Raw genomic sequence first — 14,756 nt, 5'->3', positions numbered from 1 at the left:
AAACAATTGAGGTGGAAAAATGGCTGAAGATCAAGTTTATCCAATGACTAAAGAAGGTAAGATCAAGCTGGAAGCCGAATTAGAAGATTTAAAGACCACCCAGCGTCCGCACGTCATTGAACAAATTAAAATTGCGCGAAGTTATGGTGACTTATCAGAAAATTCTGAATACAAGTCAGCAAAAAATGAACAGGCTTTACTAGAGAGCAGGATTAATACTGTGGAACATATGTTACAGTTTGCAGAAGTCGTTGACGATGAACAAACTGATCAAGATGAAGTTGGGGTTGGGAAAACCATCCAATTTCAGGAAATTCCTGACGGGGAAGTTGAAACTTACCAAATCGTCGGAGCGGCTGAGGCGGATCCACTAGCGGGGAAAGTTTCAAATGATTCGCCAATTGCCAAGGGGTTGTTGGGTCGAAAATTAGGAGAAACAGTCGACATTGAGATTCCTGATGGAGTTATGCACGTAAAAATTGTCTCCGTTAAGTAAACTTTTTAAAGCTCGTTGACCGTCTTGGTAGCGAGCTTTTTGTGTGGAGAATTAGTGACAAGCAATCATTGCGGGACAACGCCGAGAATGCAATAATAAGAGATAATTAATGGCTAAGTAAGCAGCTGACGATGCGAAGGGGAACATTGTGGGGAATTTTTTTGGCAGGTTTTTTAAAAAAAGAACACGGGCGAATCAACCAGAGCTGGCAAGTAGCAAGATTCCATTCCGACTAAACTTAATTTTTATATTAGTGGGCGTCTTATTTGCGGTCTTGATTTGGAAGCTAGCAGATTTGCAGCTAATTCAGGGAAATTATTTTAAATCGACGGTTAATCAAACCAATAACTCGACGACTTATGGGAACGTGCCCCGTGGGCAGATTTATGATGCCACTGGGAAATTGTTGGTGGGAAATAAGCCAGAACGGGCGATTACCTACACAAAGGGCCCTAAGGTGAAGACAGTAGACATGTATCAAACTGCAACTCGCCTTGGGAACATAATTAAGGTGCCAACCGATCGCTTGACTAAGAAGCAAATAGCGCAGTATTACGTTGCAAATCCAAAAAATCAGGAAAAATTAAAAAATCGGATTAAAAATTATGCTCAGTTGGATCCAGATCAGCAACAAGCAGCGGCGGTCAAATTGGTCAAAACCGGAGATGTAGTTCCCTTTACGGCTGATCTAAAAAATAAAGCTGCAATTTTCAATTCTATGAGTGGGGCTTACCGTCTTTCGACTACTTACATTAAGTATGATCGGGTTTCTAACCAGGAAGTTGCAGAAGTTGGGGAACATAGTTCAGAGATGCCCGGGGTTCAAGTAGGTACCAATTGGATGCGAGAATATCCTGATGGTGATGGGATTAAAACGATCACTGGAACGGTAACCTCGAATAAAACGGGGTTACCAGATAACCGAGTTAATCAGTTATTAGCGCAAGGATACTCACAAAATGAATCGGTTGGGAATAGTAATTTGGAAGAGAGCTATGAACCGGTGTTGCGAGGGTCCAAGTCGCAAACAGACATCAAACTCAATAGTAATAACCAAATCATTAAACAAGTTCAAAAATATAAAGGCAACCCGGGAGACAACCTGCAACTGACCATTAATGCTAAATTTCAATCAGATTTACAAAAATTGGTCAAGGGGGCACAAGCTGGTGGCAACGCAACAGGAACTTATGCGGTTGCTATGAATCCCCATACAGGCGGTATCATCGGAATGGCCGGAGTTGATCGGGATCCAAAAACTAATAAAGTTACTGAAAATGATATTGGAAATATCAACACGGCGATTACGATGGGTTCAGTTGTGAAGGGGGCAACCGTGTACGGTGCGCTACGTTCAAATGTTATTACCCCAACTAGTAGCACGCTAACGGATATGCCCATTAAAAATGGTGGAACGATTAAAACATCGTGGTTTAATAAAAATGGGAATGCCAACATGCCAGTGGATGCTTCGACAGCATTGGAAGTTTCTTCCAACTCGTACATGATGCAGCTAGCGATGAAAGAAGCTAAATTTAACTATGTTCCAGGAGCCCCATTGAACATGAGTCCTGATAGTTTTAATATTCAGCGTGGTTTCTTCAATCAATTTGGACTAGGCGTCAAAACTGGAATTGACTTACCAGGCGAATCAGCTGGAATTGAGGGACCCGGTGGGTTTGCGAATATCGGGAAGGCGCTTGATGAATCATTTGGGAATTACGATGGATATACCACGTTGCAGCTAGCGCAGTACATGTCAACCATTGCAAATGGTGGTTATCGAATGAAGCCACATATTGTCCAAAATGTGCGAGCTACGAATCCTAAAAATGGGGAATTGGGTGCCGTTAAGAATACGATTATGCCCCAAACGCTCAATCAAGTACCGATGACGCCCGCGGAGAGCAACGTGATTACTCGTGGTTTTTATCAGGTTGTTCATGGAAATAATAAGTATAAAACGGGGGGCGCATTGTCAGATATTTCTCCAGAAGTTTCTGCAAAGACGGGAACAGCACAAACTTTCTATAATGGGCAACAAACGGTTACTTTAAGCCTAGCATCTTATTCACCATCAACTAATCCGCAGGTTGTGATTGCAATTGCCATGCCAAATTTGCCTATTGACGCAGAGAGCAACAACACTAACTTGGCAAAAGATATTTACAAAGCTTACTGGAGTGATGTTCAAAATGCTCCTGGTAAATAGTGTCAAGCAAAATTGCTTAACATTAATGAAGATCGGCAGTGGTAATTAAATGGAGGTCGTGCTATACTAAAACGTGTTATTATTAACTGAAATTTTTAAAAGGATTTGGAGGTAATTAACATGCGGATTCACATCACAATGGAGTGTACTGAATGCCACGAACGCAATTACTTAACTTCTAAAAATCGTCGTAACAATCCCGATCGTTTAGAATTAGAAAAATATTGTCCTCGTGAGCGAAAAGTAACATTGCATCGAGAAACAAAATAAGCTTTCGGCTCTTAGACCGAGAGCTTTTTTGTTAGAAGGAAAGCTTATGAAAACAGTAATTCGCACCCAGGTACTAGCTCGATTGCATGAGAATCCTTTTTCAGCACAGGGGCAACGGAACTTGCTGCAAAAGGTATTGGATTCACCACAATGGCAACGGGCACAAACAATTGGAATAACACTGAGTTTTGGGGTTGAAATCCCGACTCAGCCACTAATTACAGCTGGCCAAGGATCGGGGAAACGGATGGTGATTCCTAAGACTGGACCTCAGCGGCAAATGGAGTTTGTGGTCTTATCATCGCAAACAGGATTGCAGCGAACAAAATTTGGAGTTTTAGAACCAGTTGGTGGAACCGTGGTTTCTAAGTCACAAATTGATTTGATGGTGGTTCCAGGGATTGCTTTTTGTTTGGCAACGGGGCAGCGAATTGGTTATGGTGGCGGTTATTTTGATAGGTACTTGCGGGATTATCGGCAAAACACCATCGCCTTGGCCCGTCCCTTTCAGGTCTTTCCAACGCAAGAATGGCGTTCCAATCGATTTGACATCCCGGTGCACCAAATTTTCACCAGTGAGGAGTGACGACGATGCATGATTTGTTTTCGGACTGGCAGCAACAGCCATACATAAATATTACTTTGATCTTAATCATGTTTGTTATGTTTGGCCTGCTCACACTTAGCGGTGGTTCTGACAGTGCTGCGGTTTTATTACGATATGGTGCTCAGTCAAACCCACTGATTCAAGCTGGACAGTGGTGGCGGTTGGTAACCCCCATTTTTTTGCACATTGGACTTCAACATCTCTTACTTAATTGTTTGACTTTGTTCTATGTTGGCAATCTACTTGAAAAAACGGTGGGTCATTTTCGCTATCTTGTGTTGTTTTTAGGAAGTGGAATTGGTGGTAATTTGTTTAGTTTTGCTGCTGGAAATGTGATTTCAGCAGGAAGCAGTACCGCTATTTTTGGGTTACTTGGTGTTTTTTTAATGCTTTCACTAGTAGTGCGAGGTAACCTTTTGATTACTGAAACCGGAATTACGTTTGCCGTATTTGTTGGGCTTAATCTACTGACCGATTTCTTTGTTCCGCAAATTGACATTTGGGGGCATCTAGGTGGTTTATTGACAGGATTTTGTTTAGCATTTGTCGTGGGGGTTCCCTCCCTAGTTAAACTAGCTAAAAAAACTAGATTTTTTTATGCAAACGTTTTATTTATTGGTATAATAGTCTTGTGCTACATTGGAATGGCTTGAAATAAAAGGGTATGTCCAAGATTTGGGATGTAATTTTTATGAAAACGTTGTATGATGTGCAACAACTTTTAAAAAAATTTGGAATTTATGTTTATGTAGGAAAACGAATTTGGGACATTGAAGTGATGGCATTGGAACTTGATCATCTGCACGAAGCGCGGGTGATTACCGATCAAGACTTTATGCAAGCTAAACTAGTTTTAAACCATGAACATCGAATTGAGGTCCAAAAAACTAACGAATAAACTGGAGGCTTTTAACATGTCCAAGAAACTAATCGGAATCGATCTAGGCGGGACCACGACTAAGATGGCGTTTCTCGATGAGAATGGCGAAGTTTTAGATAAATGGCGGATTTTAACGGACATTAGTGACGAAGGAAGTCATATTATGCCGAATGTAATTGCTTCGATTCGAAAGCATATCGAAGACGCTGGTCGAACACCAGATGACTTTATCGGTATCGGTATGGGAACTCCTGGAGCAGTTGATCGGAATAACGGCTCGGTTTCTGAGGCGTTCAACCTTAATTGGCGGACATCCCAACCAATCCGCCAAGAAATTCAAGATGAATTAGGTTTGCCGTTTGCAGTTGATAATGACGCTAATGTGGCTGCATTAGGTGAATATTGGAAGGGTGCCGGTAGTGCCGAAGAAGATGTGGTCTTTGTGACCCTAGGAACGGGTGTCGGGGGCGGCGTCATTGCCAACGGTAAACTGTTGCACGGTGTTAATGGTGGAGCCGGAGAAGTTGGACATATTGCAGTTCAACCTGATGGATATCAATGTACTTGTGGCAAACGAGGTTGTTTGGAAACGTATGCCTCGGCAACGGGCGTGGTTCGGTTAGCTGCTGATATGGCGCAGTCCTTTCATGGAACGTCACGATTAGCTGAGTTGGAGCAGACCGATGAAAAGATTACTTCTAAACTAGTCTTTTATTTAGCCGATAATGGTGATATTTTAGCTAATCAGGTTGTCGATCGGGTTTGTTTTTACCTTGGTCTAGCACTTTCTTCAATCGGAAACACCTTGAATCCAGCTAGTATCATTATTGGTGGGGGAGTTTCTAGTGCTGGGAATACCTTATTACAACCGACTACTAAATACTTTCAAGACAATGCTTTCCCATCAATTAGAAATTCAACTAAGTTACGGTTAGCTGAATTAGGGAATGATGCTGGGGTAATTGGAGCCGCTTCCATGGCACTTCAATTCCGTTAAAAATAAATGGAGTGATTAATTTGATTATTGCAGCCGGTTTCTTATCATCATTGACCACCACCTTAGTAGTTATTGTGATTATTATGGCAGGCTGGTCTGGGTATCGTTATTTACAAAAGTTTTTGTTACAGCGGTATGTTAACTTTTTGTCGGAAGCAGACTTTCAAAAGGGGATTCGTACAGCCCAAGTAATTGATTTGCGAGAATCCAAGAGCTTTGCGGCAGGTCATATCCTTGGTGCACGAAACATTCCTTATGCTAGTTTTCGGACAGTCTATCACGAATTGCGTCCAGACTTACCTGTTTTTTTGTATGACCAAACAAAGACATTGAGCATCCGAGCTGCCAAGTTATTGCATAAGCAGGGGTACCAACAGATCAGTATTTTGAACGAAGGCTATCAACGGTGGGATGGCAAGATTAAAAAAGATTAATAAAAAAGAACTCTGAAGAGTTCTTTTTTATTAATCTTAACCTAAGTGAGAAGAACCGGCTTTTCGCTGAACTTTTTTTCGATTTTCTTCTTCTTTTTGGGATTGTTCTTCAATTGGTTTGACAACTCGTTTTTTAAAAGAAAATAATGCTCCAGCTGTTAAACCAACTACAGTTGCTACACCGGCAGCAAAACCTTTACCAAATTTATTCATGATAATTCCCCCTTCTGGATTCATCATCTATTATGCAATAGTTTTAAGCAGATATCCAGTTCAAAATTTCAGGCAGGAGTGATGTTTAATGACAATTAAAGTCCTAGCCATAGTAGGACCAACTGCAGTCGGAAAAAGCGATCTCGCAGTTCATTTAGCACAAAAATATCAGGGCGAAATTATTTCGGGAGATTCGATGCAGGTATATCGCCATCTTGATGTAGGAACTGCTAAAATCCCCCCTTCGAAACGGCAAGGAGTCCCTCATCATCTTATTGATATCATTAACGTTGATCAGCAATATTCCGTTACACAATTTGTAACGGCGGCGCGTCGACTCATTACCGAGATCCATGAACGTCACCGGTTACCAATTATCGCTGGCGGGACAGGTTATTATTTGCAAGCCCTTTTGGATGGGTTAGCATTTGGTGGCGAGCAGAGCACTGATCGCCGTGTCCAGCAACAGCTGTTAGAACGGAGTCAAACCCAAGGACTACAGTCGCTATGGGATGAACTTTATCAAATTGATCCGCTGACAGCGCAAAAAATCGCACCAACCAACCAACGTCGGCTTTTTCGTGCTTTAGAAATTTGGAATACCACCCACAAACGTCCGAGTGAACAGGTAAATCATGGATCTGCTTACGATGCAGGTTTAGTTGGTCTAACTGGTGATCGGTCGAAATTGTATCAACGAATTAATCAGCGAGTCGAGGTGATGATGCAGCAGGGACTCTTAGCAGAAAATCAGTGGCTTCAGGAACAAGGGGGCAGTAGCCTACCTGCTAGTCACGGAATTGGGTATCATGAATTTGAAGCATATTTTAAGCGGCAACAATCTTTACCAGCAACGGTAGAGCAGATTAAAAAAGATACGAGGCACTATGCTAAACGTCAACTGACTTGGTACCGTAATAAAATGAATGTTCACTGGTTTCAACTTTATGAACAACCGGAACAATTAGCAAAAATTGAATCTTTGATTACAGATTGGAGTTTTTGACGTGGAGTTTGAAAAATTACAGACCGCTATTATCAATTACTATCGCACGGTTGATACAAAACAACAACGAGCTTGGGGCACGGGACAACATCTTGCAGCGGCACTTTTTGATTTAGATCTTAACTTGGCCGATTTTGCCAAGACGAAGCGTCTAGGGGGTGGTAGCACAAATTCTGGACGCACTGCCAAGCAGGCGTACCTGGAAGCACTGAAAACTTTTGTGTTGTTAGCAACGTTGTTGCACTGGAACCAACAAATACAGCTGTCGTCAACCGGGCTTGCTAAGATCCAGCAACTTCCAGTTGATGATAATCCCAAACAGATTACTTTATATTTAGCAATCAAAAATATGTTGTTAAAAGCCTACTATCAGCACGATCAAGATTGCTTTCAGCATGCTTGGCAATTGTTTTTGAAATGGGGCTTAGTTGATGATGGGTATCAACCAGAGGCCTTGGTTGCTGAATTATTAGCACAGGTAACTGAAAAAACGGCACAGATGGTAAATCATGAAGGGGAATAACCTCACATAAATTATTGACTTCTAGCGTAGAAATTAATATAATCAAGTTTGTTAATTTTTAATTTGTCGCAGTAGCCCAGTTGGATAGAGCAACGGTCTTCTAAACCGTGGGTCGAGCGTTCGAATCGCTCCTGCGACATCGTCAAAATAAAAAGAACTTGTTACCAAGTTCTTTTTATTTTGACGATGTGTCAGTTGTTTGTTATACTATGAGACGTTGTACTTGTGGACTTCCACAGCTACAACCGCTCAGGATGAGTTTTAAGTTCCAAGTGACACTTATTTCTGGCGAGTCTAAGCAGATTTTATTCCAAGGAGGTGCATTTGTATGTACGCAATTATTGTTACAGGTGGTAAACAGTATAAAGTTGCCGAAGGCGATTCGATTTTTGTTGAAAAATTAGAGGCACAAGCTGGTGATCAGGTTGTGTTTGATCAAGTCGTGTTTGTTGGTGGTGATCATGCCCAAGTAGGAACTCCAGTTGTTTCCGGAGCTACGGTTGAGGCTACTGTTGAAAAACAGGGCAAAGACAAAAAGATTACGATTTTCCGCTACAAACCTAAAAAGGGAGCTCAGTCCAAAAAAGGACATCGGCAACCATATACTAAACTTAAGATTGAAAAGATTAACGCCTAACCGGCATGATTAAAGCCCAGATTAAAAAAACCAAGTACGGTTTGAGTGGCTTTGTGATTACTGGTCATGCTGATGCCGCTGCTTACGGGCAAGATATTGTTTGTGCAGCCGTTTCAGCGCTAACGATTACTACGGCTAACAGTTTGAGTCAAATTGCTGGATTGCATCCACAAATTGACCAAAATGAAACCCAAGGTGGTTATCTGGCCGTTCAATTATCAGCGGTTGAACAAAAGAATCAGCGAGGTCAGATTCTATTACAGAATTTACAACTTGGTTTAGCTGAAATTGCTAATGAATATCAAGACTATGTTACATTACAATCATAAATATGGAGGTGTATTCCTAATGTTAAAAATGGATCTACAATTCTTCTCTCACCATAAAACTGGTGGTTCCTCATCCAACGGACGTGATTCTGCTGGTCGGCGACTAGGAACTAAGGCAGCTGACGGATCTGCGGTAACGACTGGTTCGATTATTTATCGGCAACGCGGGACGCATATTTACCCCGGTAAAAATGTAAAACGCGGTTCAGATGATACTTTATTCGCATTAGTGGACGGCATTGTTCGTTTCGAACGTATGGGTAGAGACAAACGGCAGGTTTCTGTTTATCCAGAAGCTGAAACTGCTACTAAGTAAATAAGTTTAAATTGGACCTGCTGGCTAGTAGGTCCTTTTTACTTGTCAGTGGCAGGCTTGCCTTTTTACCGGGTAACTTGCTATGATATAAATAATTTAGGAGGCTTGACGATGGCTACGATTTCAACTGCAAAATTTAAGACAGGACTTACCATTGGTTTTGAAAATGCGATTTGGAAAATTATTGATTTTCAACATGTAAAACCCGGCAAGGGGGGCGCCTTTGTTAGAACTAAGCTTAAGAACTTGCGAACCGGTGCCGTTCAAGAAAAAACCTTCCGTTCAGGTGCTAAAGTCGACAAAGCCGAAATTGATACAAGTACAATGCAGTATTTGTATGATGATGGAAATGGATTAGTATTTATGAACGTGGAGACTTACGATCAAATTACAATTCCACGTGAGGCAGCTGAGGGAGCAATGAAATACTTGCAACCCAACATGGAAGTTCAGATCATGCAATATGAGGGTGAAACTATTGGAATTGATGTTCCAAAGACCGTCACTCTGGAGGTTGCTGAAACGGAGCCTGGAATTAAGGGTGATACGGCTTCTGGTGGCTCGAAGCCAGCCACAATGACGACCGGTCTCACTTTGCAAGTACCATTTTTTGTTAACCAGGGTGACAAGTTAGTGATTAATTCAACTGATGGAACGTATATTTCTCGGGGCAAATAAGCAGATTCCTCAAGATTCAGATGGGAGGTTACAATCATGGCAGCAGATGAACAATTTATGAAGTTAACAACGAAAGAAAATGACCTCGGTCAGATCGAGGTAGCACCTCAGGTTATTGAAGTGATTGCTGGCATTGCGGCTAACCATGTTGAGGGAGTTAATCGGATGCAAGGGACCTTTTCTGCTAGTGTGAAGGGGATTTTTGGTCGAAAAGAACGTAGTCAAGGAATTACATTGCGGTTTGACGAAGACCAGAATTTAAATGTTGATGTTTTCGTTTACTTGGATTATGGCGTTTCGGTTCCAAAGATTGCATTAAAAATCCAAGATCAAGTTCGCCAACAGCTCTTGTTTATGACTGATTTGCAGGTGGCGACTGTCAACGTACATGTAGAAGGAATTGTTCCAGAGAAAACACCGAAAGTGGATCTGGATCAATTATTTACAATTGATGGTGGTGACCGTGAAAATTAATCGTCATCAGATTCGTGAGCGAGCTTTTCAAACCTTATTTGCTCAGGAGAGCAACCCGGAACTTGATGCACAGGAGTTTTATCAACAGTTGGCAGCTGATGATAACCAAGCGATCGTGCCCCCGTATTTTCAGGAATTAGTTAAGGGGGTCCATGAACATCAGCCAGAGTTACGTCAGCAATTGCAGGAATATCTAGCTAGTGGCTGGCAGTTAGATCGGATTAGTCGTCCAGCTCTTGTCATCTTAGAGCTGGCTTTGTTTGAAATTAAATTTGTAACTGATTTACCCCCTAAGGTGGCCATTAATGAGGCGCTTGAGCTTGCCAAAAAATATAGTGATGAGCAAACGGTAAACTTTGTTAATGCCGTCTTGGATCGTAGCATTAAATAGAACCTTTCTAAGGTTCTTTTTTTGTTCTCCTATCCGCGTAATTTGATAGTATGCTAAACTAAAAATATTAGAAAAGGAGGGTGGAATTGAATGGTGGAAAGGATAGATGGACGGGTAGTAGCCCAATTGATTAATCAAGCAACCAAGCAACGGGTGGAACACCTAGCACAACAAGGACGGACCCCTGGATTAGCTGTTTTGATCGTTGGTGAAAATCCTGCCAGTGAACGATACGTTCGTATGAAAGAACGTCAGGCGCAACGGCTGGGAATCCATTCGGAATTATATCGGTTTTCTGCGACCACAACTGAAGCTGCAATAATTAAGCAAATTAACCAATTAAATGAAAATCAGAAGATTAATGCTATTTTGGTGCAGGCACCGCTGCCAGGTGAGTTGCGATTTGACCGAATAATTGCGACCATTGCTCCTCGTAAGGATGTTGATGGTTTTCATCCAGTTAACGTTGGAAAGTTATTTTTAAATCTACCGGGAAACTATCCAGTCGCTTGTACCCCCTTAGGGATTATGACCTTGCTAAATCATTACCGAATTCCATTGGCGGGAAAACAAGTGGTGGTGATTGGTCGAAGTGCAATCGTTGGCAAACCATTGCTAGCGCTTTTACTGAATGCCAATGCGAGCGTTTCAATTCTTCACCAACAAACGATTAACCTACGCACTTACACTAAGAATGCTGATGTCGTAATTGTAGCCACCGGTCACTCAGGCACCGTAACAACTGCAGACTTTAAGCAGGGAGCTTGTGTCGTTGATGTGGGTCAAAACTTAGATCAAGATCAGCATTTGATTGGTGATGTTGCTTATGATGATGAACTGTCACAAGTGGGATTTTTAACGCCGGTTCCCGGTGGCGTTGGACCCATGACGATTGCAATGTTGATGCAACAGACCGTCGCAATGTGTGAGTGGGAGGAATAGGATGGCACACGAGTATCTAACGGTGAGTGCTTTAAATCAATACATTAAACAAAAGTTTGAACAGGATCCATATCTCCATCGGGTTTACCTAATTGGAGAAATCTCTAATTGGCGAAAACGCCCTGGGCATCAATACTTTAGTTTGAAAGATAGTCAGGCAGTCATTAGTGCGGTCATGTGGAAAGGCGCTTTTAGCAAAATAAAATTTCAACCCGAAGAAGGCATGAAGGTTTTAGTCACTGGACGAGTATCGACCTTTGAACGAAGTGGTCAGTACCAAATTTATCTAGACTCCATGGAACCAGATGGGGTTGGAAATCTTTATGCAGCCTATGTACAATTAAAGCGCAAGTTAGAGCAAGCGGGATTATTTGCACAATCTCATAAGCAACCATTACCAGCTTATCCAAAACGCATTGCGGTGGTTACCTCAGAAAGTGGGGCCGTGATTCGTGATATTATCGATGCCGTTCGCAAGCGTGATCCGTTGATTCAAGTGGTGTTATTTCCAGCAGCTGTGCAAGGAGATCAGGCCGCAGCAACTATCGCTAAACAAATTGAACGGGTGAATCAAGCTGGTACTTTTGATACGTTGATTATTGGTCGGGGTGGGGGCTCGATCGAAGATTTATGGCCTTTCAATGAGGAAGTGGTAGCCCAAGCAATTTTTGCAAGCCGGGTTCCAGTGATTTCTTCTGTTGGGCACCAAACGGATAATACAATTGCTGATTTAGTTGCGGATGTGCGCGCTTCAACCCCAACTCAGGCAGGAGTATTGGCTTCACCAGTCTTGTTGGATGTGTTAGCCCAAATTAGAACCAAGCGACAACAGCTTGATAATTTGATTAATAGTGTAGTGCAACTCCACCAGCAACGGTTGGAACAAGTTAAAAAATCTTATGTGCTACAGCATCCCGAGCGGTTGTATGAAGGGTATGTTCAGCAACGGGATTTGTTGTTGGAAAAGCTATCACAAAGTTTTCAAACTGATTTTTCCAAACGAGTGGATTCGTTAAATCAGTTAGTAAATAACCTAAGGTCGGTTTCCCCCGAACCGGCGTGTCAGATGCAAGCCGAGCACCTAGATAATTTACAGCAGAATCTCACTCAAGGAATTATTCGACAGGTAGAACGCTCTGAGGTGAGATTAAATAACCAGCAACGAGCACTGCATCACCTGAGTCCGCTTAAAGTGATGCAACGTGGCTATAGTCTGGTTCGTGATCAACAACAACGATTGGTTAAATCAGTGAAGCAGTTAGAGCCCGGAGCTCCTTTGCAAATTAACTTTAGTGATGGAACTGTTTCGGCAGTTGTAAAGGAAATTAATTCAAAAAAGGTGGATTAGTATGGTAGCAGAAGAAGCTTCATTTGAAGCAAACATGCAAAATTTGGAAAAGATCGTTGAAGAATTGCAAACTGGTGATATTCCGCTGGAAAAAGCATTGACGGAATATCAAAAGGGCGTTGAGTTAAGTAATAAACTTGAAAAAACCCTAACCAATGCGAAACAAACTTTGGCAAAAATGGAAACAAGTTCTGGTGAAGAAGTTCCCTTTAAGCGTGATCGGGGATATGACCAGGCAGCCGATAATAGCAACGGTCACGATGACCAGACCGATGATGAGGCGGATCCGTTCTAATGACAACTTCAGGAACAAATCTACACCAGTTTGAACAAACATATCGGCCAAAAATTGAACAGGCTTTGCAAGCCGAACTAACTAATAACGCTGCTAATCAACGGCTGGAAGCTGCGATGCGCTATTCTGTTTTTGCCGGCGGGAAACGGCTACGTCCGCTATTAACGTTGGCAGTTATCGCAGCTTATCAGCATCCAATTACCGAGGAGGTCGTGCAGGCGGCAAGTGCCGTTGAATTATTACACACCTATTCGCTAATTCATGATGATCTGCCTGAAATGGACGATAGTGATATGCGACGTGGTCGACTTGCCAACCATAAGCAATTTGACCAAGCAACTGCTGTTTTGGCGGGCGACGGTCTTTTAACCCTGTCGTTTGGTTGGTTAGCATCACTATCATTGAAACCAAAGGTGGCCATTGCCTTGGTGCGTCAGCTAGCTCTTGCAGCTGGGCCGCTCGGAATGGTAGCGGGACAGGTAACCGATGTGACAGCAACTCAGCCACTAAATGCGGATGAACTGGCGCAACTGGATCGACAAAAAACGGGAGAGTTGTTTCATTATTGTGTGATAGCGGGTGCGCTCCTAGTTGGGGTTAGTAAAACTGAGCACCAGGCCCTAGCAATTTTCGCTGAGCAATTTGGTCTGGCTTTTCAGATTTATGATGATATTAAAGATAGTGAAAACGGTGACGAAGATGCCGGTAAAAATACTTACATGAATCGGTTGGGAAGTAGCCAAGCCGTTGCAAGCCTAAAACAAGCCATCACTGCTGGACAGACGGCCTTAGCATCGCTTAAGGATTGTCCTCACCCAGAATTACTGCAAGCATTCTTCTCATACTTTAAAATATAGGTAAAAATTAATGGCAAATGAAAAAGAACGAGTTGATCTGCTGGCCGTCCAGCAAGGGTTGTTTCCTAGCAGGGAACAAGCTAAACGGGCAATCATGGCCGGCGAGGTGTTGGGAAAAAATGAAGAACGCTTGGATAAGCCCGGCGTTAAGATTTCCAGAGACATTTCTTTACATTTGAAGGGAACGGCACTGCCCTATGTTAGTCGCGGTGGTCTGAAACTAGCTAAGGCTTTTCAGGTTTTTCCACTTTCGGTTAAGAATCAGGTGGTTTTGGATATCGGATCTTCAACGGGCGGCTTTACGGATGTCATGCTCCAACAAGGAGCGATTAAAAGCTATGCACTTGATGTTGGAACTAATCAGTTGGTCTGGAAACTGCGGACGGATCCTCGTGTGATTGTTATGGAGAACACTAATTTTCGTTATAGCAAGCGGGCTGATTTTACGGAAGGGGTGCCTAGTTTTGCCTCAATCGATGTCTCCTTTATTTCACTAGAGTTAATTTTTCCACCCCTTAAGCAGATTTTGCAACCTCATGGTGAAGTGGTCGCCCTAGTTAAGCCACAGTTTGAGGCTGGGAAAAGTAAGGTTGGAAAACGCGGAATTGTAAAAGATCCGGCGACACATCAAGCCGTGTTGGAACATGTGATGGAACTGGCAGTGGCTGCTGGCTTTACAGTTTTGGATTTAGATTTCTCACCAGTTACAGGTGGTCATGGGAATATTGAATTTTTATTACATCTACAATCAAGTTCACAACCAGAAAATCGTAGCCAGCATACAATTAAAGCGGTGCAACAACGGGCTTATCAGACGCTTCGAACAGTTGGCTAATCTTTTTGAGGGGGTG

The 14,756-nt window shown here is 42.5% G+C and carries 22 protein-coding genes, 1 tRNA gene and 1 other annotated feature; of the genes, 22 read left to right on the top strand and 1 reads right to left on the bottom strand.

What is annotated here, in order from left to right; translation table 11 throughout:
* Window positions 1-19 precede the first annotated feature (19 nt).
* The 8 genes from greA (at window position 20) to FC87_RS02355 (ending at window position 5,896) form a co-directional block, all read left to right on the top strand.
* Window positions 20-496, top strand: a complete 477-nt coding sequence (gene greA, locus FC87_RS02385) for a transcription elongation factor GreA (RefSeq protein ID WP_009166774.1) — start codon at window positions 20-22, stop codon at window positions 494-496.
* 148 nt (window positions 497-644) lie between these two features.
* Window positions 645-2,708, top strand: a complete 2,064-nt coding sequence (locus tag FC87_RS02380) for a peptidoglycan D,D-transpeptidase FtsI family protein (RefSeq protein WP_056961497.1) — start codon at window positions 645-647, stop codon at window positions 2,706-2,708.
* Between the two features lie 120 nt (window positions 2,709-2,828).
* Window positions 2,829-2,978 carry a 50S ribosomal protein L33 gene (gene rpmG / locus FC87_RS06805; protein ID WP_081579356.1) on the top strand — a complete coding sequence of 50 codons (150 nt, stop codon included), beginning with the start codon at window positions 2,829-2,831 and terminating at the stop codon, window positions 2,976-2,978.
* Window positions 2,979-3,024: 46 nt separating this feature from the next.
* Window positions 3,025-3,564, top strand: a complete 540-nt coding sequence (locus FC87_RS02375; RefSeq protein ID WP_009166776.1) for a 5-formyltetrahydrofolate cyclo-ligase — start codon at window positions 3,025-3,027, stop codon at window positions 3,562-3,564.
* Between the two features lie 5 nt (window positions 3,565-3,569).
* Window positions 3,570-4,238, top strand: a complete 669-nt coding sequence (locus tag FC87_RS02370; RefSeq protein WP_009166777.1) for a rhomboid family intramembrane serine protease — start codon at window positions 3,570-3,572, stop codon at window positions 4,236-4,238.
* A 38-nt stretch (window positions 4,239-4,276) separates the two neighbouring features.
* Window positions 4,277-4,483: a YqgQ family protein gene (locus FC87_RS02365; RefSeq protein WP_009166778.1), complete on the top strand. Its 207-nt coding sequence runs from the start codon at window positions 4,277-4,279 to the stop codon at window positions 4,481-4,483.
* 16 nt (window positions 4,484-4,499) lie between these two features.
* Window positions 4,500-5,462: an ROK family glucokinase gene (locus tag FC87_RS02360; RefSeq protein WP_009166779.1), complete on the top strand. Its 963-nt coding sequence runs from the start codon at window positions 4,500-4,502 to the stop codon at window positions 5,460-5,462.
* 20 nt (window positions 5,463-5,482) lie between these two features.
* Window positions 5,483-5,896: a rhodanese-like domain-containing protein gene (locus FC87_RS02355; RefSeq protein WP_009166780.1), complete on the top strand. Its 414-nt coding sequence runs from the start codon at window positions 5,483-5,485 to the stop codon at window positions 5,894-5,896.
* A 36-nt stretch (window positions 5,897-5,932) separates the two neighbouring features.
* Here the strand turns inward: FC87_RS02355 and FC87_RS06800 are convergent, their stop codons facing one another.
* Window positions 5,933-6,109, bottom strand: coding sequence for a DUF3042 family protein (locus tag FC87_RS06800; protein WP_009166781.1), 177 nt, complete (start codon window positions 6,107-6,109; stop codon window positions 5,933-5,935).
* An 88-nt stretch (window positions 6,110-6,197) separates the two neighbouring features.
* Here FC87_RS06800 and miaA point away from each other — a divergent pair, with 88 nt between their 5' ends.
* The 14 genes from miaA to FC87_RS02285 all read left to right on the top strand — a co-directional run bounded on the left by miaA (window position 6,198) and on the right by FC87_RS02285 (window position 14,740).
* On the top strand, window positions 6,198-7,115 hold the full coding sequence (miaA, locus tag FC87_RS02350) for a tRNA (adenosine(37)-N6)-dimethylallyltransferase MiaA (RefSeq protein ID WP_009166782.1): 918 nt from the start codon (window positions 6,198-6,200) through the stop codon (window positions 7,113-7,115).
* 1 nt (window position 7,116) lies between these two features.
* Complete coding sequence (locus FC87_RS02345) at window positions 7,117-7,638, top strand: hypothetical protein (RefSeq protein ID WP_009166783.1); 522 nt, start codon at window positions 7,117-7,119, stop codon at window positions 7,636-7,638.
* Window positions 7,639-7,703: 65 nt separating this feature from the next.
* Window positions 7,704-7,777: transfer RNA gene (locus FC87_RS02340), tRNA-Arg, on the top strand.
* A 94-nt stretch (window positions 7,778-7,871) separates the two neighbouring features.
* Window positions 7,872-7,944: a sequence feature (ribosomal protein L21 leader region), on the top strand.
* Window positions 7,945-7,966: 22 nt separating this feature from the next.
* A complete protein-coding gene (rplU, locus tag FC87_RS02335) occupies window positions 7,967-8,275 on the top strand; it encodes a 50S ribosomal protein L21 (protein ID WP_009166784.1) in 309 nt (102 codons plus the stop codon).
* 5 nt (window positions 8,276-8,280) lie between these two features.
* Window positions 8,281-8,604 (top strand): ribosomal-processing cysteine protease Prp, encoded by a 324-nt coding sequence (locus tag FC87_RS02330; RefSeq protein ID WP_009166785.1) that lies wholly within the window; start codon window positions 8,281-8,283, stop codon window positions 8,602-8,604.
* 19 nt (window positions 8,605-8,623) lie between these two features.
* Window positions 8,624-8,920 (top strand): 50S ribosomal protein L27, encoded by a 297-nt coding sequence (gene rpmA / locus FC87_RS02325; protein WP_009166786.1) that lies wholly within the window; start codon window positions 8,624-8,626, stop codon window positions 8,918-8,920.
* Between the two features lie 111 nt (window positions 8,921-9,031).
* Window positions 9,032-9,598, top strand: coding sequence for an elongation factor P (gene efp / locus FC87_RS02320; protein WP_009166787.1), 567 nt, complete (start codon window positions 9,032-9,034; stop codon window positions 9,596-9,598).
* Window positions 9,599-9,634: 36 nt separating this feature from the next.
* Entirely contained in the window at window positions 9,635-10,072 is a 438-nt protein-coding gene (locus FC87_RS02315; protein WP_009166788.1) for an Asp23/Gls24 family envelope stress response protein, read from the top strand.
* On the top strand, window positions 10,062-10,463 hold the full coding sequence (gene nusB / locus FC87_RS02310; protein WP_009166789.1) for a transcription antitermination factor NusB: 402 nt from the start codon (window positions 10,062-10,064) through the stop codon (window positions 10,461-10,463). Before FC87_RS02315 ends, nusB begins: the two co-directional genes overlap by 11 nt.
* A 90-nt stretch (window positions 10,464-10,553) precedes the next feature.
* Window positions 10,554-11,405 (top strand): bifunctional methylenetetrahydrofolate dehydrogenase/methenyltetrahydrofolate cyclohydrolase, encoded by an 852-nt coding sequence (locus tag FC87_RS02305; RefSeq protein ID WP_009166790.1) that lies wholly within the window; start codon window positions 10,554-10,556, stop codon window positions 11,403-11,405.
* A 1-nt stretch (window position 11,406) separates the two neighbouring features.
* Window positions 11,407-12,753, top strand: a complete 1,347-nt coding sequence (gene xseA / locus FC87_RS02300; protein WP_009166791.1) for an exodeoxyribonuclease VII large subunit — start codon at window positions 11,407-11,409, stop codon at window positions 12,751-12,753.
* Window position 12,754: 1 nt separating this feature from the next.
* Window positions 12,755-13,048, top strand: coding sequence for an exodeoxyribonuclease VII small subunit (locus tag FC87_RS02295; RefSeq protein WP_009166792.1), 294 nt, complete (start codon window positions 12,755-12,757; stop codon window positions 13,046-13,048).
* The gene (locus FC87_RS02290) at window positions 13,048-13,905 is read left to right on the top strand and encodes a polyprenyl synthetase family protein (protein WP_009166793.1); all 858 of its coding nucleotides are present in this window, start codon (window positions 13,048-13,050) and stop codon (window positions 13,903-13,905) included. Before FC87_RS02295 ends, FC87_RS02290 begins: the two co-directional genes overlap by 1 nt.
* Window positions 13,906-13,915: 10 nt before the next feature.
* A complete protein-coding gene (locus FC87_RS02285) occupies window positions 13,916-14,740 on the top strand; it encodes a TlyA family RNA methyltransferase (protein WP_009166794.1) in 825 nt (274 codons plus the stop codon).
* The last annotated feature ends 16 nt before the right edge of the window (window positions 14,741-14,756 follow it).

Origin of the sequence: Fructilactobacillus florum DSM 22689 = JCM 16035, assembly GCF_001436645.1 — a bacterium.
In the GTDB taxonomy this organism is placed as follows: domain Bacteria; phylum Bacillota; class Bacilli; order Lactobacillales; family Lactobacillaceae; genus Fructilactobacillus; species Fructilactobacillus florum.
This window is presented reverse-complemented; position numbering and strand designations above follow the sequence as displayed.